Source organism: Rhodococcus sp. 05-2255-1e (genome assembly GCF_002259025.1).
GTDB classification, from domain to species: Bacteria; Actinomycetota; Actinomycetes; order Mycobacteriales; family Mycobacteriaceae; genus Rhodococcoides; species Rhodococcoides fascians.
On the sequence record NZ_NOZE01000010.1, the window covers coordinates 16,388 to 38,114 of the forward strand.

General features: G+C 65.4%; 24 protein-coding genes. 13 read left to right on the forward strand and 11 right to left on the reverse strand.

The features are described from left to right. Positions 1–44: 44 nt before the first annotated feature. The gene (locus CH262_RS08065) at positions 45–404 is read left to right on the forward strand and encodes a DUF952 domain-containing protein (RefSeq protein ID WP_094717405.1); all 360 of its coding nucleotides are present in this window, start codon (positions 45–47) and stop codon (positions 402–404) included. A gap of 78 nt (positions 405–482) precedes the next feature. Here the strand turns inward: CH262_RS08065 and CH262_RS08070 are convergent, their stop codons facing one another. Together CH262_RS08070 and ppgK are read right to left on the reverse strand one after the other, a co-directional pair. Continuing rightward, positions 483–1,811 carry an RNA polymerase sigma factor gene (locus CH262_RS08070; RefSeq protein WP_094717406.1) on the reverse strand — a complete coding sequence of 443 codons (1,329 nt, stop codon included), beginning with the start codon at positions 1,809–1,811 and terminating at the stop codon, positions 483–485. Between the two features lie 160 nt (positions 1,812–1,971). Further along, on the reverse strand, positions 1,972–2,796 hold the full coding sequence (gene ppgK / locus CH262_RS08075) for a polyphosphate--glucose phosphotransferase (protein WP_094717526.1): 825 nt from the start codon (positions 2,794–2,796) through the stop codon (positions 1,972–1,974). A 198-nt stretch (positions 2,797–2,994) separates the two neighbouring features. Here ppgK and CH262_RS08080 point away from each other — a divergent pair, with 198 nt between their 5' ends. After that, a complete protein-coding gene (locus CH262_RS08080; protein ID WP_373453773.1) occupies positions 2,995–3,894 on the forward strand; it encodes an inositol monophosphatase family protein in 900 nt (299 codons plus the stop codon). Between the two features lie 48 nt (positions 3,895–3,942). Here CH262_RS08080 and cei read toward each other — a convergent pair whose 3' ends face one another. Next, complete coding sequence (gene cei / locus CH262_RS08085) at positions 3,943–4,623, reverse strand: envelope integrity protein Cei (RefSeq protein WP_094717408.1); 681 nt, start codon at positions 4,621–4,623, stop codon at positions 3,943–3,945. A gap of 545 nt (positions 4,624–5,168) precedes the next feature. Here cei and CH262_RS08090 point away from each other — a divergent pair. Beyond that, complete coding sequence (locus CH262_RS08090; RefSeq protein WP_027496891.1) at positions 5,169–5,471, forward strand: DUF4193 domain-containing protein; 303 nt, start codon at positions 5,169–5,171, stop codon at positions 5,469–5,471. Positions 5,472–5,557: 86 nt separating this feature from the next. Here CH262_RS08090 and CH262_RS08095 read toward each other — a convergent pair whose 3' ends face one another. Next, a complete protein-coding gene (locus CH262_RS08095) occupies positions 5,558–6,052 on the reverse strand; it encodes a DUF3093 domain-containing protein (RefSeq protein ID WP_032400856.1) in 495 nt (164 codons plus the stop codon). A gap of 196 nt (positions 6,053–6,248) precedes the next feature. Here CH262_RS08095 and dut point away from each other — a divergent pair, with 196 nt between their 5' ends. Next, the gene (dut, locus tag CH262_RS08100) at positions 6,249–6,716 is read left to right on the forward strand and encodes a dUTP diphosphatase (protein ID WP_027496893.1); all 468 of its coding nucleotides are present in this window, start codon (positions 6,249–6,251) and stop codon (positions 6,714–6,716) included. A 78-nt stretch (positions 6,717–6,794) separates the two neighbouring features. Further along, the gene (locus CH262_RS08105) at positions 6,795–7,622 is read left to right on the forward strand and encodes a DUF3710 domain-containing protein (protein ID WP_094717409.1); all 828 of its coding nucleotides are present in this window, start codon (positions 6,795–6,797) and stop codon (positions 7,620–7,622) included. Between the two features lie 6 nt (positions 7,623–7,628). Here the strand turns inward: CH262_RS08105 and CH262_RS08110 are convergent, their stop codons facing one another. Beyond that, a complete protein-coding gene (locus CH262_RS08110; RefSeq protein WP_256988739.1) occupies positions 7,629–8,339 on the reverse strand; it encodes an alpha/beta fold hydrolase in 711 nt (236 codons plus the stop codon). A gap of 167 nt (positions 8,340–8,506) precedes the next feature. Here CH262_RS08110 and CH262_RS08115 point away from each other — a divergent pair, with 167 nt between their 5' ends. Both CH262_RS08115 and CH262_RS08120 read left to right on the forward strand, forming a co-directional pair. Next, positions 8,507–8,884 carry an OB-fold nucleic acid binding domain-containing protein gene (locus CH262_RS08115; RefSeq protein WP_027496896.1) on the forward strand — a complete coding sequence of 126 codons (378 nt, stop codon included), beginning with the start codon at positions 8,507–8,509 and terminating at the stop codon, positions 8,882–8,884. A gap of 112 nt (positions 8,885–8,996) precedes the next feature. Then, positions 8,997–9,656: a DUF3159 domain-containing protein gene (locus CH262_RS08120; RefSeq protein ID WP_027496897.1), complete on the forward strand. Its 660-nt coding sequence runs from the start codon at positions 8,997–8,999 to the stop codon at positions 9,654–9,656. Here the strand turns inward: CH262_RS08120 and CH262_RS08125 are convergent. Both CH262_RS08125 and CH262_RS08130 read right to left on the reverse strand, forming a co-directional pair. Then, the gene (locus tag CH262_RS08125) at positions 9,630–10,289 is read right to left on the reverse strand and encodes a potassium channel family protein (RefSeq protein WP_032365054.1); all 660 of its coding nucleotides are present in this window, start codon (positions 10,287–10,289) and stop codon (positions 9,630–9,632) included. The genes CH262_RS08120 and CH262_RS08125 overlap by 27 nt on opposite strands. A 49-nt stretch (positions 10,290–10,338) precedes the next feature. Continuing rightward, positions 10,339–11,004 (reverse strand): potassium channel family protein, encoded by a 666-nt coding sequence (locus CH262_RS08130; protein WP_179274946.1) that lies wholly within the window; start codon positions 11,002–11,004, stop codon positions 10,339–10,341. 180 nt (positions 11,005–11,184) lie between these two features. Between CH262_RS08130 and CH262_RS08135 the strand changes: the two genes are divergently transcribed. From CH262_RS08135 to CH262_RS08145, 3 genes are read left to right on the forward strand one after another with little or no spacing between them, the layout of a single operon-like run. Further along, on the forward strand, positions 11,185–13,182 hold the full coding sequence (locus CH262_RS08135; protein WP_032372799.1) for an APC family permease: 1,998 nt from the start codon (positions 11,185–11,187) through the stop codon (positions 13,180–13,182). After that, on the forward strand, positions 13,179–14,450 hold the full coding sequence (locus CH262_RS08140; RefSeq protein ID WP_094717411.1) for a class I SAM-dependent RNA methyltransferase: 1,272 nt from the start codon (positions 13,179–13,181) through the stop codon (positions 14,448–14,450). Before CH262_RS08135 ends, CH262_RS08140 begins: the two co-directional genes overlap by 4 nt. A 44-nt stretch (positions 14,451–14,494) precedes the next feature. Further along, complete coding sequence (locus tag CH262_RS08145; RefSeq protein ID WP_256988740.1) at positions 14,495–15,490, forward strand: iron-siderophore ABC transporter substrate-binding protein; 996 nt, start codon at positions 14,495–14,497, stop codon at positions 15,488–15,490. On the opposite strand, the gene CH262_RS08150 is transcribed toward CH262_RS08145, so the two are convergent. Then, complete coding sequence (locus CH262_RS08150) at positions 15,442–15,639, reverse strand: hypothetical protein (protein ID WP_037219315.1); 198 nt, start codon at positions 15,637–15,639, stop codon at positions 15,442–15,444. The two genes, CH262_RS08145 and CH262_RS08150, sit on opposite strands and share 49 nt — an antisense overlap. 25 nt (positions 15,640–15,664) lie before the next feature. On the opposite strand from CH262_RS08150, the gene CH262_RS08155 reads away from it, so the two are divergent. Further along, the gene (locus CH262_RS08155) at positions 15,665–16,186 is read left to right on the forward strand and encodes a CGNR zinc finger domain-containing protein (RefSeq protein WP_179274947.1); all 522 of its coding nucleotides are present in this window, start codon (positions 15,665–15,667) and stop codon (positions 16,184–16,186) included. A 22-nt stretch (positions 16,187–16,208) separates the two neighbouring features. Here CH262_RS08155 and CH262_RS08160 read toward each other — a convergent pair whose 3' ends face one another. Together CH262_RS08160 and CH262_RS08165 are read right to left on the reverse strand one after the other, a co-directional pair. Beyond that, complete coding sequence (locus CH262_RS08160; protein ID WP_027496904.1) at positions 16,209–17,048, reverse strand: ABC transporter permease; 840 nt, start codon at positions 17,046–17,048, stop codon at positions 16,209–16,211. Then, positions 17,045–18,058 carry an ATP-binding cassette domain-containing protein gene (locus CH262_RS08165; RefSeq protein ID WP_094717412.1) on the reverse strand — a complete coding sequence of 338 codons (1,014 nt, stop codon included), beginning with the start codon at positions 18,056–18,058 and terminating at the stop codon, positions 17,045–17,047. Before CH262_RS08165 ends, CH262_RS08160 begins: the two co-directional genes overlap by 4 nt. A 164-nt stretch (positions 18,059–18,222) precedes the next feature. Here CH262_RS08165 and CH262_RS08170 point away from each other — a divergent pair, with 164 nt between their 5' ends. Together CH262_RS08170 and CH262_RS08175 are read left to right on the forward strand one after the other, a co-directional pair. Beyond that, positions 18,223–18,978, forward strand: coding sequence for a sigma-70 family RNA polymerase sigma factor (locus tag CH262_RS08170; protein ID WP_027496905.1), 756 nt, complete (start codon positions 18,223–18,225; stop codon positions 18,976–18,978). After that, on the forward strand, positions 18,975–19,733 hold the full coding sequence (locus CH262_RS08175) for an anti-sigma factor (RefSeq protein WP_094717413.1): 759 nt from the start codon (positions 18,975–18,977) through the stop codon (positions 19,731–19,733). Before CH262_RS08170 ends, CH262_RS08175 begins: the two co-directional genes overlap by 4 nt. Before the next feature lie 59 nt (positions 19,734–19,792). Here CH262_RS08175 and glsA read toward each other — a convergent pair whose 3' ends face one another. Then, a complete protein-coding gene (glsA, locus tag CH262_RS08180) occupies positions 19,793–21,619 on the reverse strand; it encodes a glutaminase A (protein ID WP_094717414.1) in 1,827 nt (608 codons plus the stop codon). Positions 21,620–21,727: the final 108 nt, after the last annotated feature.

Sequence of the window (21,727 nt, forward strand, 5' to 3'; positions counted from 1 at the left end):
GGGGTAGGGGACACGAGGCCCCGAGAACCCGGCACAATGGCGGTGTGACCGATCGAACCGACGTCCTCGTACATCTGTGCACCACGGAGGAGTGGTCGAGAATCCGGGGCGGTACCGAGTACACGCCGGAGTCGTTCGCCGAACTGGGTTTCGTTCACCTCTCCACACCCGAGCAGGTGCATCTGCCCGCGAACCGGCTCTTCCCAGGACGCACCGATCTGGTGCTGCTGGCGCTGGACCCAGCGCGGTTGAGTGCGCCGGTGCAGTGGGAGCCGGGTGTGCCGTCCGACCCGCAGTCGATGCTGTTTCCGCACCTGTACGGACCGCTACCGCTCGAGGCCGTCACTGCCGCCGTCGAGTACCGACCGGGGCCCGCCGGGGATTTCCAGACGCCCGTACTCTGACCGAAAACCTGGCAGTCGCCAGTAACGGGAAGCGACCGCCGATCCGAAGATCGACGGTCGCTTGTCGTTCGAAGATTGTCAGTCCAGGTAGTCGCGCAGAACCTGGGACCGCGACGGGTGCCGCAGCTTCGACATCGTCTTGGACTCGATCTGACGAATTCGCTCGCGGGTGACTCCGTACACCTGCCCGATCTCGTCGAGGGTGCGGGGCTGTCCATCGGTGAGGCCGAAGCGCAGGCGGACCACGCCTGCTTCGCGCTCGGAGAGCGTCTCGAGCACCGACTGAAGCTGATCCTGCAGAAGCGTGAACGACACCGCGTCGACCGCGACGACAGCCTCGGAGTCTTCGATGAAGTCCCCGAGCTGGCTGTCACCCTCGTCACCGATGGTCTGGTCGAGGGAAATCGGCTCGCGAGCGTACTGCTGGATCTCCAGCACCTTCTCGGGCGTGATGTCCATCTCCTTGGCGAGTTCCTCCGGAGTGGGCTCGCGGCCCAGATCCTGCAGGAGCTCACGCTGGATGCGTCCGAGCTTGTTGATGACCTCGACCATGTGCACCGGGATACGAATGGTCCGGGCCTGGTCTGCCATGGCACGGGTGATGGCCTGGCGGATCCACCAGGTGGCGTACGTCGAGAACTTGTAGCCCTTGGTGTAGTCGAACTTCTCGACTGCGCGAATCAGACCCAGGTTGCCCTCCTGGATGAGATCCAGGAACGCCATGCCGCGGCCCGTGTAGCGCTTGGCCAGCGAGACGACGAGGCGGAGGTTTGCCTCGAGCAGGTGGTTCTTGGCGCGGTTGCCGTCACGGCAGATCCAGGTCATGTCACGCCGCTGGGCGACGGGGAGCTTCTCGCCCTTCTCCGCGGACTCGCGCATCTTCTCGACGGCGAACAGTCCTGCCTCGATGCGCTTGGCGAGCTCGACCTCTTCCTCGGCGTTGAGGAGGGCGACCTTGCCGATCTGCTTGAGGTACGCACGAACCGAGTCCGCTGATGCGGTGAGCTCGGCGTCCTTGCGGGCCTGACGCAGCGCTTCGGATTCCTCTTCGTCCCAGACGAAGTCGCCCGACGCCTTGTCCTCGGCGGTCGGCTCGCTCGTTGCGTCCTCTTCGGTGTCGTCGCCTGCGGCGACGACCTCGACGACGTCGTTCGCTGCGGCGGCAAGATCACCTTCGGAGATGTCGATGTCTTCGATTCCCGGGGTGCTCTCGTCGACGTCCTCGCCGGTGGCGGGAGCTGCTGTCTTCTTCGCTGCGGCCTTCTTGGCCGGTGCCTTCTTGGCGGCGGCGCGTTTGGCCGGTGCCTTCTTAGCCGGTGCCTTCGCGGCGGGTGCCTTGACAGCAGGTTCAGGTGTCGCAGTTCCAGGTTCGGAATCTACGGTCTGACGGATATCGGTGGCTGCCACGTACGCCCTTTCGTGACGAAGTCGTGCGGCGTCACGCCAGAGTTGTTTCCGGCGGAGAGGTCTTCGGATTCGGCCGGCTGCGTACCGGCACACACCATTGTAACGACCTCTCAGGAGTTTGTTACCTACCCTCGTCCTTCGCAGGTGGCGACACCGCGTGTCAGTGCGGTGATCCAGCCGATGTACCGGTCTCGGCGGACGCGACGGCACTGTCCGCCGCGAGGGCCGCTCCGACGATCCCCGCCGTGTTCAGAAGGGTCGCGGGGACCACCGGAGTTCGGTTGGTCAGGTGCGGAATCCACTTCTCGCTCTTGCGACTGATTCCGCCACCGGCAATGAACAGGTCGGGCCACAGCAGCGCCTCGAACGTCGCGAGCACGGTGGAGACCTCTTTGGCCCATTCTTTGTAGGACAGCCCCTTGTTCTCCTTCACCGAGGACGCCGCGCGATGCTCGGCTTCCTTGCCGCCGATCTCCATGTGTCCGAATTCGGTGTTCGGCAGCAGAACTCCGTTGTGCAGAACGGCGGAACCGATGCCGGTGCCGAACGTGAGCAGAACGACGACCCCGTCCTTGCCCTTGCCGCCGCCGTACTTGTCCTCGGCGACCCCAGCGGCATCCGCGTCGTTGAGGACGGTGATGTTCTCGTTTCCGATGGCCTTCCCGAACAGTGCGCGCGCATCGGTGTCGATCCAGCTCTTGTCGATGTTGGCGGCCGAACGCGCCACACCGTTGGTGACCACCGCGGGCAGGGTGACACCGATCGGCCCGGTCCACTCGAAATGCGCGACGATCTCGGCCACGGTCCGCGCGACGGCGTCGGGGGTCGAGGGCTGAGGCGTCTCGATCTTGTAGCGATCGCCCACGAGCTCACCGGTGTTCAGGTCGACGATGCCGCCCTTGATGCCGCTGCCACCGACGTCGACGCCGAACCCGTGACGCTCGGCCGTCGCCGCGGTGCTGTTGTCCGAACCTGGCTGTGTCATGTCGATGCCGCTCCTGGCCTGATCGAATTCGTGTGTGCCGTCGCTTCGGAACAATAGTGCCGTCCGTTCGTCGACGTGACGCCGACGCTGCAGCGGACCGCCCGCCGAGTGGCGCGGTGGTGCCGCGCTGCCGAAGTGTGTTGCGATGTACGCGTGTCGAAACATGACGGAACGCAGACCCACACCGCCACTGAGCAATTGCCGCAGACGCCGGCAACCGTAGAACGGTCGGATACCGAACCGACGACACGTGATGTGGAGGCACTGCGCGGGGTCGCCGTTCGGGTTGCCACGGAGGCAGCCGAACACGTGCGAACGCGTCGTCCGCAGGTGTTCGGCGGCAGTCCCGCTGCGGAGGCAGGTGCCGTGCAGTCCAAGAGCACACCGACCGATCCGGTCACCGTCGTGGACACCGAAACCGAACGTGTTCTTCGGGAATTGTTGGCGCAGCTGCGTCCCACCGATTCCATCCTCGGTGAGGAGGAAGGTGGCGGAGACGAATCCGTCGCCGGAGTTCGATGGGTGCTGGATCCGATCGACGGAACCGTCAACTTCATGTACGGAATTCCTGCGTACGCGGTCTCTGTTGCGGTGCAGATCGACGGAGTGAGCGTGGCAGGGGCCGTCGTCGACGTGGCACGCGATGTGGTCTATTCCGCCGCGCAGGGGCATGGGGCGACGGCTCGGTACGCAGACGGTCGTATCGAACGGCTGCAGTGTTCGGGTGTGACCGAATTGTCGATGACGTTGTTGGCCACCGGATTCGGGTACGGATCACGACGCCGCGCGGCGCAGGGCGCGATCATCGCCGAACTTCTGCCGAAGGTGCGAGATATTCGCCGAATCGGTTCTGCAGCACTGGATCTGTGCATGGTCGCGTCCGGTGCCGTCGACGCACACTTCGAGCACGGGCTCAGCCCGTGGGACTGGGCGGCGGGGTCGCTGATCGCTGCCGAGGCCGGAGCCCTCGTCGATGTGCCCGCAGCGACGTCGACGAGTGCGGACGGAGTCGTCACCGTGGCGATGGCCCCGGGAATCGCCGAACCCCTGACTGCCGCCCTACGACTCGTCGGCGCACTCGATCCGATTCCGAGCTGACGGACTGGTCCGTCTCAGCAGTGCAACCGTCTCAGCAGCGCGATCGACTCAGCAACGAGACTGGCGCGCGGCGGCGAGCAGATCGGGGTCGAGGGGCTGCGGCGCGGCACCGGGGGCTGCGCCCGCCAGCGTGCGTAGCACTTCCTCTGCGTCGTCGTTCGGCTGAATCTCGCTGAAGTAGGTGCCGAGTGCCAGATCCACCGAGTCGTCGGTCCTCGAGTCCTCGATGAGTTCTGCACACGGTGCGAGGAGCCACACTGCGCTCGCGGCACCGATACCCGCGGATCCGAATCGGATCTGGCCTTGGCACTGCATGTTCTGGTCGACGTAGACGGGATCGTTGCCCACCTGCACGTCCGGAGCACTCGCGAAGCCGTAGTCACTGAGCTGAGCCGCCACGTGTGCAGCTTGGCCGCGTTCGCCGTTGGCGTTGAACACTCGTACCTTCGATGCCGACAGGGCGGCAGGCCCGACGTCGAGAAGTGTCGTCGGGTCGACTTCCTCGCCGAGGGCAACCGGCTGCGTTCCGTCGGTGGCAGCGGTCGTGGTCGGGGTGTTGCATTCGGCAGTGGCCGATGTCGTCTCGGTGGTGGTGAACACCTTGACCCACACGACCACGGCGAGCAGAGCGAGTACTGCGAACACGGCGATGATCGGAAGTGCGCGGCGTCGACGGAACGGACGGCCGCGGTCGTCGACCGGCTGGCCTTCGGTGATCAGAGAAACCACAGTGATTCTTCGCCTTTCCGTCGGCAGTCGCCGAGACCGGTACACGGAGTCGGTTCACACCGACGCGTGCCTACTGTAGATGCCCGCGGTCCTCGGCGACGGCACACTCGGCCGCGAGGTCGCCCAAAGCAGTGCACGCGACCCGTTTGCACCGCGAAAACCAGCAGCAGAACTGCTTCTGCGGACTGCGGAATGAAGCCGGTGATCTCGGTGTTGATGCGGCGTGCACGGAGGCAATGAAGTGATCGGCGATTCGGTTTCGGCTTTGGGGTCGGCGTCGGCTATTGTCTGGCGGCCGCAGTGCTTAAGAAACAGAAAGCTGCCGGTGAATCGTCGATCAGGTGAGCGAAATCTCGATCGAGTTTCAACCGGCGGAATTCGGGAACTACCCGGTGTAGTTTCCGGCACCGCGTGATGAACCTGTTCGATCGAGAATCAAATCGGTGGGAGCGAGCAAGCGCCCTCTTCACAGCCGACGGCCACAAGCCGACCACACCGGCAGCTTCCACCACACACACGTACGAAGATGAGGGGTTACGAGAACAATGGCAACCGATTACGACGCTCCGAGAAGAACAGAATCCGACGACGTCTCGGAGGACTCTCTCGAAGAACTGAAGGCTCGCCGCAACGAGGCGCAGTCCGCAGTCGTCGACGTGGACGAGTCAGACACCGCCGAGTCCTTCGAGCTCCCGGGTGCCGACCTGTCCGGCGAAGAGCTTTCGGTCCGGGTGGTTCCCAAGCAAGCGGACGAATTCACCTGTTCGAGCTGCTTCCTGGTGCACCACCGCAGTCGACTGGCCAGCGATGCCAACGGCGTCCTCATGTGCCGGGACTGCGCTGCCTGATCGACGGCAGGCCCTGATCGAGGGCAGGCAATGCCCGGCCGAGCGGCCGGGCAGTGAGGTTTCGCAGCGAGAGCCCGACGGCTGGGTCAGCGAGCTTCCACGCCGTGGGCACTGAGCACGGCGAGTAGATCCTCCGGCCGCTTGGTGCTGATCAACCAGTAGGGCGTCGGGTCGTCCGGGTCGTCCAGTACGACGATCACCATCTGTTTCACCCAGGTGCGGTGCTGTACGAAGGCAAGCGGGTCCAGCTGCCTTCCCAGCGCCGCACTTTTTGCTGTCGCGGGCACCACGGCTGCCTTGGATGCGACATCGAGAGGCAGATGCGCTTTGCCGACCCGTAGCTCGAGGCCGGCGGACGACGACTCGGCCGAGTCCGAGCTCGGATCGGTGGCCACCACCTGCACACGTAGCCTGCTGAACGCCACCAGAGCCCAGGCGACCAGGGGCAGGAGCAACACGTAGGGCAGCCAGGCGCGAACACCGGGGGCACCCATGTGTACCTCCGCTGCGAGTAGTACCGCCAGCGCTGCGCCGGCCACCCACCACCAGAGGGGTACCCACAGTCGTTCGGCGTAGAGCACCGACTCCGAGCCGGGGGAACCGGCACGCGAGGTGGGGTCGTCGGACTCGGGGTTCGCCCGATCGGCCTGTCGATCTGCAGTCACCCCACCCAGGGTAGTCGCCGCGCCGACGGCGAAGCAGATCAGCGTAGTCTCGTTCGACGTGAGTGACGAAGTCATCGAGTCCCGCAACACTCTTTCCGGCGACCAGCTCGAGGTGCCCCCGGACCGCCCCGGGGAGGTTCGACTTCGCCGGTTGGACCCAGATCTACCGGTTCCCACGCGTGCGCATGAGGGTGACGCGGGTGTGGATCTGCGGATCACCGCCCCAGTGACGATCGCTCCCGGCGAACGGGTTCTCGTGGGCACGGGGATTGCGGTGGCCTTGCCCCTCGGGATGGTGGGACTGATACACCCGCGCTCGGGCCTGGCGGCCAAATCGGGACTGTCGGTCGTCAACACCCCTGGCACCATCGACGCTGGATACCGCGGGGAGATCAAGGTCTGCTTGATCAACCACGATCTCCGGACGCCCATCGTGCTCGATCGCGGCGATCGAATCGCTCAGTTGGTGGTGCAGCGCGTCGAATTGGTCGAGTTCGTCGAAGTGGATCGACTCGACGACACCGTTCGAGGGGACGGTGGTCACGGTTCGACCGGCGGACATGCGAGTCTGGTGCAGTGACGTCCTACGTAGTGCGTCTGTCGCGACGGTCGTCGGTGTACAGCGAACTGAATGCAACCGAGAAGAAGAGAGCTGAACATGTTCGGACGGCGTAAGAAGAACGACGCCGGCAGTGCCTCCGCGTCCAGCGCGGAGCCATTCGTCGACGGCCGCGACGACGACAACGACGATGCGACCGCGGGCACGACCGTCGAGGGGCCCCACGATCTCGGTGATCTGGACGAGGATCGCGAGAGCGTCGCGGCGAACCGGCTGGATCTCGGCTCGGTGTTGATCCCTCTCCCCGAGGGCGGGCAACTGCAGGTCGAGATGTCTCAGGCGGGCAGCCCGCAGGCAGTACACATCGTCACCCAGTTCGGGCGCATCACCATCGCCGCCTACGCTGCCCCGAAGTCTCCGGGGCAGTGGCGCGAGGTGGCGGCCGATCTGGCGACATCGCTCCGCAACGACAAGGCCGAGACGACCGTGGAGACCGGGCCGTGGGGCCGCGAGTTGGTCGGTGTCACCGCCAACGCCGATCTGCGCTTCATCGGTGTCGACGGGTATCGCTGGATGGTTCGATGCGTCCTCGCCGGGCCGTCGGGCGCGGTGGCGGAGGGCCAGCCCCTGGTCCAGCTCGCGCACTCGATTCTTCGACAGACCGTCGTCGACCGCGGCACCGATCCACACCCGGTGCGTACTCCGTTGCCGGTGGTTCTGCCGCAGGTGTTGGCCGAGCAACTGGCGGCTGCCGCGCAGCAGCAAGCAGCGCAGCAGGCCGCGCCGGCGCAGCCTGCTGCCCCTGATGCGAACACCGATGCGGCGCAGCAGCAGTCGACTCCGCAACCGGACGCCGAACAACCCGGTGCCGAGCGCGCTCCGCGCCGCGGGGCGTCCGGATCGGCGATTCAGCAACTGGGGGGCTGATCGGCGTCAGACGTCGAGCGCCGCGGTCAGAGCGTCGACGGCTTCTCGGCCCAGGACCGCGGGGTCGAGTCCGATGTCTGTCAACGTCACGGTCCGCAGTACGCCTCTCGGTAGGGCGCGAGCCCACTGCTCCGCCACCGCGATCGGATGCACCGGGTCGTCGACCGCGCCGACCACGACGGTCGGCGCGTCGATCCGCGCGAGACGGTCCAATTCCGGGCCTCGGTACGAGGCCGCCTCGTCCAGCGCGCGGGGGAGTGCCGGCCACTGCGACGCCCAGGATCGCGCCAGGGTGCGCGCGAGCCATTCTGGGCTCGACTCGGCCATGGTCGCCGTGACGCTGTCGAGCCCGTGTTCGCGAAGCGACCCAGCCGTGAACCGTGCACTCAGTGCAGCCGGTGAGCCGGTGGGATCGCCCGTCCACGCCGGCAGCGCCAGCGCCAACGCGACGACACTCGAGCGGTTGCGTTCGGCCCAGTGCGCCGCGACGGCTGCACCCAGCGAGATTCCGGCGACCACGACGGGACCGTGCGCGCGTACAGCGTCGTCGAGGGCACCGAGGTAGCTCCTCACCACGCCGGTCGGGTCGGGTTCCACGGCGACAGTGGTCAATCCCACAACCTCGAACGCCTGCCCGAATGCCTCCTGCGCGAACTGTGCGTCCGATCCCGTCCCCGGTAGAACGATCGCGGTGGAGGTCTCGAATCGGGTGTGCACGAGACGATTGTGCACGCCCCCGTTCGACGGCGTGGCGGTGGTTGGTCAGCGCGCCGGATCGGGTCTACAGTGGCGAAGTACCAGCTATGACGAGGGAAACTCCCAGGTCGCCGCAACTGCTCCCAGGAGTGGAGCTGCGAGACGACCCCCACCCGCAGGAGCGCACAATGGCACCCGCTGCCGCAGGATACTTTCGCCGTTTGACGCGAAAGTTGACCGAGGACATCGATCAGCTCGACGCCGAGGAGATGGCCGAATCCTCCGAAGCGTCCGGAGCTCGACGCGCCTGCGATTGCTCGCGTGGCGAAGAGGTCACGATGTTGGGTCGTCTACGCAGCGTCGAAGCGTGTTCCAAGGCCGCGAACGCAAACATCGAAGCGGAGTTCTTCGACGGCACCGACACGGTGACTCTCCTGTGGATCGGCCGGCGCAAGATTGCCGGAATCGAGCCGGGCAAGACGGTCCTGGTGCGTGGCCGGGTCGGCGAACGCGATGGGCGCAAGATCGTCTACAACCCGTACTACGAACTGCGCGACGACAACTGATCGTCCCCGGTATGGCACTCTCGTTCTCGTGACGAACAGCGACGATGCAGTGCCTCACCCGAGAACGTCGAACACGCCGGAACCGGTACCCGACGCGTCGACGCCGGACGCCGTGAAGACCGCCGCCCCCACCGTGCTCGAGCAGCTCGGTGGCGTGAGCGGATTGGTGTATTCCACACTGCCCGTGGTCGTCTTCGTCCCGTTCAACAGCTACTTCGGCCTGTCGGTCGCTCTGTGGGCGGCGTTGGGTGTCGCCGCGGCCGTTCTGGTGTGGCGGCTGGTACGCCGCAGCCCGATACAACCGGCCATCTCCGGATTCTTCGGCGTCGGCATCTGCGCATTCATCGCGTACCGCACCGGGGACGCCAAGGGCTACTTCCTGTTCGGCATCTATACATCACTCGTCTACGGCGGGGCGTTCGTGCTGTCGGTACTCGCCCGGTGGCCGCTCGTCGGCGTCATCTGGGGTTACCTCAACGGCAAGGGAACGTCGTGGCGTCGGGAGCGGTCTGCGGTTCGCTACTACGACGTGGCCACCATCGCCTGGGCGTCGGTGTTCGCTGCGCGCTACATCGTTCAGTCCCAGCTCTACGACTCGGACCAGACCGGCTGGCTCGCAGTGGCACGGATCGGGATGGGGTGGCCCCTGACCGGCGTAGCCCTACTGGTGACTCTGTGGGCGGTGCGTCAGGCAGATCGAGCGCTGGACCTCGCATCGAACGACGAACAGGCCGACGAGCTGCCGTCAGGTCAGACCGACCGCAGCACGTAGTTCGTCCTCCACCTCTTTCGCCGCGACGAAGAGCAACTCGTCACCGCCTTCGAGTGGATCGTCGTGCTGCGGAACGATGACACGGCCACCGCGAAGAATCGTCACCAGTGCTGCGTCCCGCGGTAGCTGGAGCTTGCGTACCGGCTTGCCCGCCAGGGGCGTGTTCTCGGGCAGAGTGATCTCCACGAGATTTGCCTGTCCCTTGCGGAATGTCATCAGGTGGACCAGATCGCCTACCGACACGGCCTCCTCCACCAGTGACGCCAGCATGCGCGGGGTCGAGACTGCGACATCGACACCCCAGGCCGCGTCGAAGAGCCATTCGTTTCTGGGGTCGTTGACCCGGGCCACCACGCGGTTCACGCCGAACTCGGTTTTGGCCAGCAAGCTGAGCACCAGGTTCGCCTTGTCGTCGCCGGTAGCGGCGATCACCACGTCGTAGTTCTCGAGATGGGCGGCCTCGAGCAGACTCAACTCGCAGGCGTCCGCGAGCACCCATTCGGCCTCGGGTACCGCGGCCTGATCGACGTGGTCGAGTTTGCGTTCGAGGAGCATCACCTCGTGCTCGCTTCGGATCAACTCGCGTGCAATGGATCTGCCGACTGCGCCGGCACCGGCGATGGCGACTTTCATGGCTTCCCGTTCGGGTCGATGGGGGAGGAGAACAACGTACGGGCGAGCATCAGTCGTCCGACGGTGGCGGATTGCCGGCCAATGCGATGGCCTCGGCGACGGTCCCGGAGACGGCAGCGACGTACACCTCGTCGCCTGCCTGGATCACGGTGCGCTTGTCGGGCAGCAGTCCGGTGCCGAAACGGATGACGAACGCGGCCCGCGACCGGGTCGCATCCTCGAGTACCGACAGTTTCTTGCCGATCCACGCATCGTGGAAGTCGAGCAGCACCACCGCGACGCTCCCGGACGGATCTCGCCACTTGGTGGTGGGGTCGTCCCGCAGAAGATTGTGCAGAAACCGGTCGGTCGCCCACGGCACGGTGGCCACGGTCGGGATACCGAGGCGCTCGTACACGGCGGCGCGTTTGGCGTCGTAGATCCTGGCGACGACCTTCTCGACGCCGAACGTCTCGCGCGCGACGCGCGCGGAAATAATGTTGGAATTGTCACCGGAGGATACGGCTGCGAATGCCTCCGCCTTTTCGATTCCGGCGCGCATCAACACATCTCGGTCGAATCCCATACCGACTACTCGATGCCCGCCGAAGTCGGGGTCGAGGCGCAGAAACGCGGTTTCGTCGCGGTCGATGATCGCCACCTCGTGCCCGATGCGCTCGAGCGCTCCGGCCAGCGATGCGCCGACACGGCCACACCCCATCACAACTACGTACAACGCCCAGCTCCGTCCCGATCTCGATTGCCGACCAACACTGCCGACGACATTGCCACCGTGTGCATGCGAGCACCAACGTATCGGGGATTCGTCACCGGCTCGACCGTGGGTGGGCATCGGATGGAAGTCAAAGGGCGCGTGGTTGCGCCGCCGGCGACCCGACGGCCTACGCTTCTGATCGTGTCCAAGGTCTCGACTGCCGCAAAGCGGCTGGTTCTCGGTAAGCCGTTCCGCAGCGACAAGCTCGGTCATACCTTGCTACCCAAGCGAATCGCGCTACCGGTGTTCGCCTCGGACGCCATGTCCTCGGTTGCGTACGCACCCGAAGAGATCTTCCTGGTGTTGTCCGTGGCCGGGATATCGGCGCTCACGTTCACTCCGTGGATCGGTCTCGCGGTCTGTGTCGTGATGGCGGTGGTGGTCGCCAGCTACCGGCAGAACGTGCACGCCTACCCGTCCGGTGGTGGTGATTACGAGGTCGCGACCACCAACCTCGGTCCTGCGGCGGGTCTGACCGTGGGTAGTGCGTTGTTGGTGGACTACGTGCTGACCGTGGCGGTCTCCATTTCGGCGGCCGCGTCGAACATCGGTTCGGCCGTACCCTTCGTCGCGCAGCACAAGGTGCTGTTCGCGGTGGTGGCCATCGTGTTCATCACGTCGATCAACCTGCGCGGTATCCGCGAGTCGGGTGCCGCGTTCGCCATTCCCACATACGCCTTCATGGGCGGCATGTTCCTGATGTTGGGCTACGGGTTGTTCCGGGTCTACGTGCTCGGAGACGACATTCACGCCGAGTCGGCGACGTTCGATCTGAAAGCGGAGGACTCGCATCTGTACGGGATCGCGTTCGCGTTCCTCGTCGCGCGGGCGTTCTCGTCGGGTTGTGCGGCGCTGACCGGAGTCGAGGCCATCAGTAACGGGGTGCCCGCCTTCGAGAAGCCCAAGTCCCGTAACGCGGCAACCACGCTGTTGCTGCTCGGCGGCATCGGCATCACGTTGTTGATGGGCATCATCGTGCTGGCGCAGAAGATCGGCATCAAGTACGCGATGGACCCGGAGGCGCAGCTGATCGGGGCACCGGATGGCTACCACCAGAAGACGTTGATCGCGCAGTTGGCGGAGGCGGTGTTCAGCGGGTTCCCCGTTGGGTTCTTCTTCATCACCGCCGTGACGGCGTTGATCCTGGTACTCGCCGCGAACACGGCATTCAACGGCTTCCCCGTGCTGGGCTCGGTGCTCGCTCAGGACCGGTATCTACCCCGACAGTTGCACACGCGCGGCGATCGCCTTGCCTTCAGTAACGGCATCCTGTTCCTGTCCGGTGCAGCCATCGTGTTCGTCGTGGTGTTCGGAGCAGAGGTCACCAAGCTCATCCAGCTCTACATCGTGGGTGTGTTCGTCTCGTTCACCCTGAGCCAGACCGGCATGATCCGGCACTGGACCCGCCTGCTCCGAACCGAGACCGATGGCGAGCAGCGCGGCAGGATGCAGCGCTCGCGGGTGGTCAACAGCGTCGGTCTGGCCATGACGGCGACCGTTCTCGTGATCGTGTTGATCACCAAGTTCGCTGCCGGAGCCTGGATCGCGATCGTGGCGATGGTGGCCATCTTCATCCTGATGCGGATGATCAGAAAGCACTACGACACCGTGGCGCGCGAGCTCGAGAACGAGGTGTGGGACGGCGTACTACCCAGCCGCACGCACTCGATCGTGCTGGTGTCCAAGCTGCACATGCCGACCCTGCGGGCTCTCGCCTATGCACGCGCGACCAGGCCCGACACTCTCGAAGCCGTCACCGTCAACGTCGACGAGGTGGACACCCGAGCATTGGTGCGTGAATGGGAGGCCAGTGACGTCTCGGTACCCCTCAAGGTCGTCGAATCGCCCTACCGCGAAGTCACCAAGCCGGTTCTGGACTACGTCAAACGAGTTCGACGCGACTCACCACGTGATGTGGTGACCGTCTTCATCCCCGAGTACGTCGTCGGTCACTGGTGGGAGCAGGTCCTGCACAACCAGAGTGCGCTGAGATTGAAGTCCCGACTGCTGTTTCAACCCGGCGTGATGGTCACCAGCGTTCCGTGGCAGCTGCGCTCGTCGGAGAAGGCCAGGCGCGAGGTGCTCGGAAATGCGCCGGGTGCATCGCGTCGCGGCTACGAACCGCCGGCGGGCAAATGACCGAGAACTGGTTCGGGCTGGTGCTCGACGTCGAACTGGGCGCTCCCGGACACGGTGGGTTCTGCGTGGCCCGTCACGAAGGTCGAGTGGTGTTCGTCCGCCACGGGCTACCGGGGGAACGCGTCATGGCCAAGGTGACCGAGGATCGCGGTGGGTCGTTCTGCCGCGCCGACGCGATCGAGATCCTCACCGCGTCTCCGGACCGCATCGACGCTCGCTGCCCCATCTCCGGGCCCGGTGGTTCGGGATGCTGCGACTATTCTCACGCGACCCCCGAAGCCGGTCGTCGACTCAAGTCCTCCGTCGTCGCCGAACAGTTGCGCCGCGTTGCGGGCATCGAGCGGGACGTTCCGGTCGAGGAGTTGCCGGGCACCGGCGACGGCACCGGATGGCGGACCCGTGTTCGGCTGGCAGTGGATTCGGGTGGACGGCCCGGCTACCACCGCTATCGAAGCAGTTCGATCGTCACGGAGTTGTCGTGCCCGCAAATGGATCCGGTTGCGTTCGACGGATTGTCGGGCCGTGAGTGGCGCGCAGGTGCCGAATTGCAGGTGGTCCTCGACGGTATGGGTGAACGCCATGTGGTGGAGGTGGCACCTGCCCAGTTGACGCGAACCGGACGCCGGTCTCCGGGCCGCCGCGGTGCGTCGGCGCGTCGAGCGGCGTCGTCCCGGACCAGGCCGGAAAAGGCTGTCATCGGCTCGGGTCGCGTCACCGAATTCGTCTCGGCGCGGCCGTGGACACTCGATGCCACCGGCTTCTGGCAGGCGCACAAGGGAGCGGCCCAGGTGTACACCGACGTCGTGCGCGACTGGGCGGACGCCGATCCGGGTGACGGCGCATGGGATCTCTACGGCGGTGTCGGCGTGTTCGCGGCGGCTCTCGCCGAGCGGGTGGGATCGAGCGGACGAGTCACCAGCGTCGAGTTCTCGCGCCGGGCCGCCGAGGACGGGCGTTCGGCGCTGCACGACCTTGCTCAGGTCTCGTTCGCGCCGGGCCGGGTCGAGCGATCGATGGATTCATTGCCGGAATCGGTGGCGGTGGCGGTACTCGATCCGCCGCGAGCCGGTGCCGGACGCGACGTCATCGAAGGTCTCGCGACGCGGTCTCCCCGCACGATCGTCCATATCGGCTGCGATCCGGCATCGTTCGCGCGGGACGCGAGCCTCTACCGGGCAGCCGGTTACGAGCTGACGGACGTGCGCGCGTTCGACGCATTTCCTCTGACCAGCCACGTCGAATGTATCGGCCGCTTCGTCCGTAAATAGGGTTGCCTCACCAATCTTGGCGAGTCTGACGTACCGTTTCTCGGGTGAGAATTCGTCGCACCGTCGGTGCTGTGTCGGTCGCCCTGCTGTTCCTGACCGCCGTCGTCTCGTGTGGGTCGGGCGGGGATGACGGACCCGGATCGGAGGCGCCGTCCGACGGATCGGCGGCTGCGTTCCCTGTCACGATCGATACCGAGTTCGGCGACGTGACCGTCGACAGTGCCCCGCAGCGCGTCGTCGCGCTCGGCTGGGGCGACGCGGAAACCGCACTCGCGCTCGGTGTCTCACCGGTCGGTGCGAGCGACTGGCTCGCCTTCGGCGGCGACGGCGTCGGTCCGTGGGCGGCCGGGCTCTACGACGCACCACCGCAGATCATCGGGACGCAGGAGCCGTCGTTCGAGCAGGTCGCGGCGCTGGAGCCGGATCTGATCCTCGACACCAAGAGCTCCGGTGACGCCGATCGGTACGCCACGCTGTCCGCCATTGCTCCGACGGTGGGTATACCGGCGGGGGCGGACAACTACCTGACAACGCTCGAGCAGCAGGTCACGATGGTGGCCACGGCACTCGGCAAGCAGTCCGAAGGGGACGCGCTGCTCGCAGGAATCGCCGACCGTTTCGATGCAGCGGCCGCTGCCCATCCGGAATTCGCCGGCAAGACAGCGGTGGTCGGGGCCTACAGCGGCACCGGATACGGCGCATACATCTCGTCGAACAGTCGACTCGAGTTCATGAAGAAGCTCGGCTTCGTCACCAGCCCGACCATCGATTCTCTTCCGCCGCGCGGCTTTTCGGTTCCGATTTCCGGGGAGGAGCTCGACCTGCTCGACGCCGACGTACTGATCGTCTTCCCCATCCAGAAGGCGCCGTCCGAGGTGACCGACAATCCGCTGTTCCAACGGATTCCGGCTGTCGCGGACGGTCGCTACGTCGTGTTCGACGACCCGGAAGTCGCGAAGTCCTACGCCACCAACTCGGCGCTGTCCATCGGCTATGCACTCGACACGGTGGTGCCTGCGGTGGCGAACGTGCTGGGGTGATCCACTTCGGCAACCGGGGCGAATGTCTGCGCGGGTACCGAGACGATGCGTTGAGCTCCGCAGTGGCAGCCCTGGTAGCCGACGAGTCCTTCGCTGGTGTCGTGGAGCGAGCGGGTGGTCCAGGAGTGTGTGCTGTGTTCGATGTCCATGCATCCACTGTGATGTAATGGTCTTGTGCACTTCAACCCTTACGGAGAATATGCCGTGAAACTGGGCATCGACCTCCTCAACCGGCCACCCACGTCGCCGAGCGAATTGGGGGCCCGCTGCATCGACGCCGGCCTCGTTCCCGACTGGACTGCCACCGACGCCGATCTCGCGGACACACTCGAGTTTCTCCGCGAGTGGGCTCGCGTGGTGGATGCAGAGACAGCCGAGGAGCGGGCCGAGGCCCTGAACGCCCTCCTTGCACAGGCATCCGCGTACCCACGGTTGACCAACCATGCCGACGACGGCTGGCACATGCACTATCGCGATCCCAACATCGCGTTGGGTGGCGTCATCAGGGCACTGGTCGGTGTCGGTACCGCGCTGCACTTGACCGGTCGCGGAATGGACAGACTCCATCGGTGCGCCGCAGCCGACTGCACGACTGCCTTCGCCGACACCTCACGTACCGGACGGCAGCGGTACTGCGGAACCGTGTGCTCGAACCGGGACGCAGTCCGCCGACACCGGGCCCGCGCCGCATCCTGACGCTTGCACCGGGAGTCGCGGATCAGGACTTGCGGTTGTACAGCCGCATCGTGATCGGTCCGAAGATCGCCAGCATCGCCGCCGACAGCACCAGAGTCACTCCGAGTTGGCCGGTGTCGACATCGCCCTGCATCAGGCCTCGCAGTGACGTCACCAGAAAGCTGACCGGGTTGACGTCGACGAACGCACGAAGCCACCCCGGCATCGTGTTGGGGTCGACGAAGATGTTGCTCGCGAACGTCAGCGGAAACAGGATGAACATCGACATCCCCATCACGGCTGCCTCGGTGCGCACAATCATGGCGATCATCGTCCAGATCCAGGACAGGCAGAACGAGAACACGAGCAACAGCACGATTGACGCGATCACACCGAGCAGCCCGCCTTGCGGCCGGAAACCGAGAATCAGCCCCAAAATCAGTACGATCACCGACGCCAACGTGTAGCGCACGACGTCACCCAGCAACGCACCGACCAGCGGCGACGGGCGCCAGATCGGCAACGATCGGAACCGGTCGAACACACCCTTCTCGATGTCCTTGTTCATCGTCACGCCGGTGTACATCGTGATCATCACCACGGTCTGCACCAGGATGCCCGGCAGCAGAAACTGGATGTACGCGTCGGTCGAACCGGCCAGAGCGCCACCGAACAGGTACGTGAACAACAGCGTGAACATGATCGGAAACGCCGTCACGTCGAACAACTGCTCCGGTACGTGCTTGATCTTCAGCAACGCCCGCCAGCCGAAACTCAGCGAGGTCGACAGCGACGACGGACGCTCCGGCCTCGGACCTGCGGCTGAGAGAACATCGATGATCGTCGACGCCTGTGGGGCGGATCGTTGGGCCTCGGTGGTCATGACGCGATCTCCCCGTTGTCGATTTCAGCTTTTTTCGCACCCACCGGCTCCACTCCCGCTCCCGCGTCGTGCCCGGTCAGCGCCAGGAACACCTCGTCCAGACTCGGCTGACCGAGGGTGAAGGATGCGATGGCGATTCCGGCGGATTCGAGAGCAGGAAGGATCGGTGCCGCCTGCGCCGGATTGTCCAGTCGTGCGGACACGGTGAACGGGTCGGCGTCCTCGGTCACGGTGCTGCCGACCAGATCTCGAACGATTCTCGCCGCGGCATTCCGGTGCCCGGCATCGAGCACGCGCAGGTGCAGTGAGTTCGATCCCACCGATGCCTTCAGCTCGCCCGTCGTGCCCTCGGCGATGACTTTGCCGTGGTCGATCACCGCCACGCGCCCGGCCAGGTGGTCGGCCTCGTCGAGATACTGCGTCGTCAGCAGTACCGTCGTGCCGCCTGCCACCAGTGCACGGACGATCTCCCAGACGTGATTGCGACTGCGCGGGTCCAGGCCGGTGGTGGGTTCGTCGAGAAAGATCAGCTCGGGGGTGACGATGATGCTCGCCGCGATGTCGATGCGCCTGCGCATGCCACCGGAGTAGGTCTTGACCTGTCGCGGTCCGGCGTCGGCGATGTCGAATGCTTCCAACAGTTGATCAGCGCGCGCTCGGGCGGCCGGACGTGAGTAGCCGAGCAGCCGCGCCAGCAGAACGAGATTCTCGGTGCCCGTCAGATCCTCGTCGAGCGAGGCGAATTGACCCGTGATAGAGACTTTTCGGCGAACGGCCTCCGGCTCGGTTGCCACGTCGTGTCCCAGGACTCGTGCGCTGCCGCCGTCTATCGGAAGAAGTGTCGCCAGCATCCGGATGGTCGTGGTTTTCCCGGCCCCGTTGGGTCCGAGTACGCCGTACACCCCGCCGGACGGGATCGACAGATCCACGCCGTCGACTGCGGCGGTGGTGCCGAAATGTTTGACGAGCCCGTGGGTTTCGATGGCCGTCATGCGTGTCCGTCCCTCCATCGAGCTGTCCGCCCGATTGCCCGCGTTTGTCCGATTCTCGCACCAAGGATGAAGCCCGGTCCAATTCTGCGCAAACGAATTTCGGTCGCGGACCATCCCTCGGGGTGTTTGTTCCGAATATGTACTGCGGCGGGAAAACGCGGAGGTTTCGATATGAGGGCTACATGACCACTAGTGTCATGATCGATGAACTCGATCATGAACCCGTCTGCTGGGACGACAGTCCGATGAGCGTGCCGTTCTCCGACGCTTCCGGATCTGCGGGCACCGGCCGTGACCGAACGCCGCCCGAGTCCGAGGACAGCACCTCGGTCGAGGATGCGGTGTGCGCAGTACCGAGCCCCCAGCTGAAGAATCTGCGTGCCGAGGAGACGGACCGTCTCCGTCGCCTGATGGCCGCCGTTGCCCAGGGCGACCGGTCGGCCTTCGCCGAACTGTACGACGCCACGTCCTCCCGTGTGTACGGGATGGTGGTGCGCGTGCTTCGCGATCCGGGGTACAGCGAGGAGACCGCGCAGGAGGTGTTCCTCCAGATCTGGCGTGCGGCACCGAATTACGATCCGAGCCAGGGGAGTCCGCTGGCGTGGATCATGACGCTGGCACATCGCCGGGCGGTCGATCGGGTACGTAGCGAACAGTCGGGTACCGACCGCGAGGCGGCGTACGGTGCCGTGAGTCACACACCCGAGCACGACGAGGTACTCGAGACGGTGACCCAGCGGCTCGAATCGGAGGCGGTCGTGGCCTGTCTCGACACTCTGACCGATACGCAGAGCGAGTCGGTACGAATGGCTTATTACAGCGGGTACACCTATCGCGAGGTTGCCGAACGGCTCGGGGTAGCCGTGCCGACGATCAAATCGCGCATACGAGATGGATTGATCAAGTTGAAGACATGCCTGGGGGTGATCCCGCAATGAGTGAAGCGTCACGGCAACGACTGCTGGACGAAGCGGAGGTCTACGCCCTCCACGCGATGAGCGAGTCCGAGCGGCGCGCCATCGAAACTGAGCGAATCCGCGTCGACGAGACGACCCGGGCACAATTCGACATCCTCGTGGGTGAGATTCACGAAACGCTGGCGTTGGCTGCGGCGGCAGACGCGACTCCCGCACCCGAACGCGTGCGGGAGGCCGTGCTCGCGCGTGTCGCCGCGAGCGATCAGGAGCCGACGGTCCGAGAACTTCCGCCGAACGTCACTCCGCTGCACCGGCACCGACGTGAGCGTTCCAAGACGTGGCGATACTCGATGGTGTCCGCGGCTGCCGCGATCGTCGTCGCAGTCGGTGGTGTCGTCGTCGTCACGCAGACCATGGGCTCGGACCCGCAGCCTTCCCAGGCCGAGCAGATCGTCGCAGCGCCCGACGCTCGTGAGGCGTCCGCGGAGTTCCCGGGTGGCGGCACTGCAAAGGTGTCGTACTCGCTGAGCCGAGATGCGGTCGTGGTGACTCTGGACGGTGTCCCCGAGCCGCCCTCGGGCCGGGTCTACCAGATGTGGTTCGTCGACGGTGCGCCGCGCTCCGCCGGCGTTGTCACCGAGGATCAGCTCACGTCGAGCGACGGCACCGTGGTGGACGGCATGGGAGCGTCGACCAACTTCGCGTTCTCGCTCGAGCCTGCCGGCGGCTCGGCGCAGCCCACCGAGGTCCTCACGATGATCACGCTCGACGCCTGATCACGCTCGACGCCTGATCAGGGGCCATGCACGTCCACTCGGGCGGTTCGACAGTCGGGTCAGATGCCGATGTCGAACCGCCCGAGTGTCTTGACGACAGCGGCCATCTGGCCGTACGCGCCGCTGGCCAGATTTTCCAGTAGCGCCAGCTTCACTTCCGGGGCGTCCCGAGTCAGTGCCTCGAAGTGCGATACCGACACGACCACCAGATCGACCGGGGTGTCGGCCACCATGTCCAGCAGGAACGGCACCGACATAAGCAGCGGCATCTCGCCGAAGCTCATCCCGGGGGAGAGCGTCGTGATGCGGTGTGTGCCCCCGTCTGCGGACACGGCCGTCGATGTCACTTCTCCGCGCAGGATCAAGAACAGACCCGCTGCAGGCGCACCACGGTGAACGATGACGTCGCCCCGTGCGTAGTGACGTTTCTCCAGATAGGGAATTACCGAGTCGAATTGCTCGGCGGACAGACCGGCGAGCAACGGGTGCTCGGCCGGAGTGATCTCTGCCGGTTGCCGCGCGCCGGAGCAGTGCCGATCGAGCAGCAGGTTCTCGGCCCACTGGATGGCCGAGCTCAGACTCGAGTACACCCGGCCCGCCGGATCGTTCGGGTCCAGGCTCGACGTCGTGTGGCCCATGATGGCTCGGGGATCCACCAGGCACACCACACAGCCGTGGTCGGCGAGATCGTGGCGTAGGTCCTCGAACATCGAACGGGCGATGTCGCTGACCTCGTCGACGCCACGAACGTCGATGACGAGTGCATCGAGATTCCGGTCGAGGTTGCCGATCTCGCGGACCGCTGTCTCGGCACCCGAGAACAGCAGGTCCCCGTGCAACTCGTAGACCCGCGCGCGGTCGCCGACTGCAGCGAGTGTGGCCTGTTCGATCTCGGATCGTCGTTTTCGCGACGGTGCCTCGGTGAGGACGTACCGACGTCGAATCGACGACTTCGCGGCCCGAGTGACGTGCAGAAAGTGCAATTCGAGTCTGGTGGAGAGTTCTCGGCAGGCAGCAACGCCGCGCACGCTGTTGCCGTGCGAATCGAGGCGGGGGGAGTAGACGGCGATGCCCATCTGCCCGGGAAGCACCGCCAGGATGCCGCCGCCGACCCCACTCTTGGCCGGCATACCCACCCGCGCCACCCAGTCGCCTGCGCCGTCGTACATGCCACAGGTCGTCATCACCGACAGCACGCGTTCGACCAGTGCGGGTGCCAGGGCGCGCTCCTTGGTGTGGGGATTGACTCCGTTGTTGGCCATCGTCGCGGCCATCATGGCCAGATCCGCCGCCGTGACGTCGATCGAGCACTGGCGGAAGTAGAGGTCGACGGCGGCCTCCGGGTCGTGGTCGATGATGCCGAAGGACCGCAGCATGTAGCCGATGGCGCGATTGCGGTGTCCGGTGCGCGCTTCGGATCGATACACCGCGTCGTTGAAGCTCAGAGACCTTCCTGCGTACCGGGAATACGACGCTCGGATGCGCTCGAATCGTTCCTCCGCGGTGCGGCCGGCGATGAGCGACGCGGACGTGATCGCACCCGCGTTGATCATCGGGTTTCGGGGCCGCTCCGTGACGGCGTCCAGGCTGATCTCGTTGAACGGCTCACCCGAGGGTTCGACGTCGATCTTGCCCGCGACGACGTCGAGGCCGCGGTCGGCCAGCGCGAGTGCATAGGTGAAGGGCTTGGAGATGGATTGGATGGTGAACGGCATCCTCGTGTCGCCGACTTCGTACAGGTAGCCGTCGGTGGTCGTCAGGGCGATACCGAAGCCGTCCGGCGTCACGGCTGCGAGTTCGGGGATGTAGTCGGCGACCTGTCCCGACGCGTCGTCCCGGCACAGTTCGTGAACCCGGGTCAGGATGGCATCGACGACGTTGCTCATGGGCGACACTGTATGTCGGGTGTCCGTTTCGAGCGTATTCGAGGTTAGGGGCGACTGACCCCGGGCACCTGCCTACTCGACGGTAGTGTCGGCGAGACAATGCTGGAC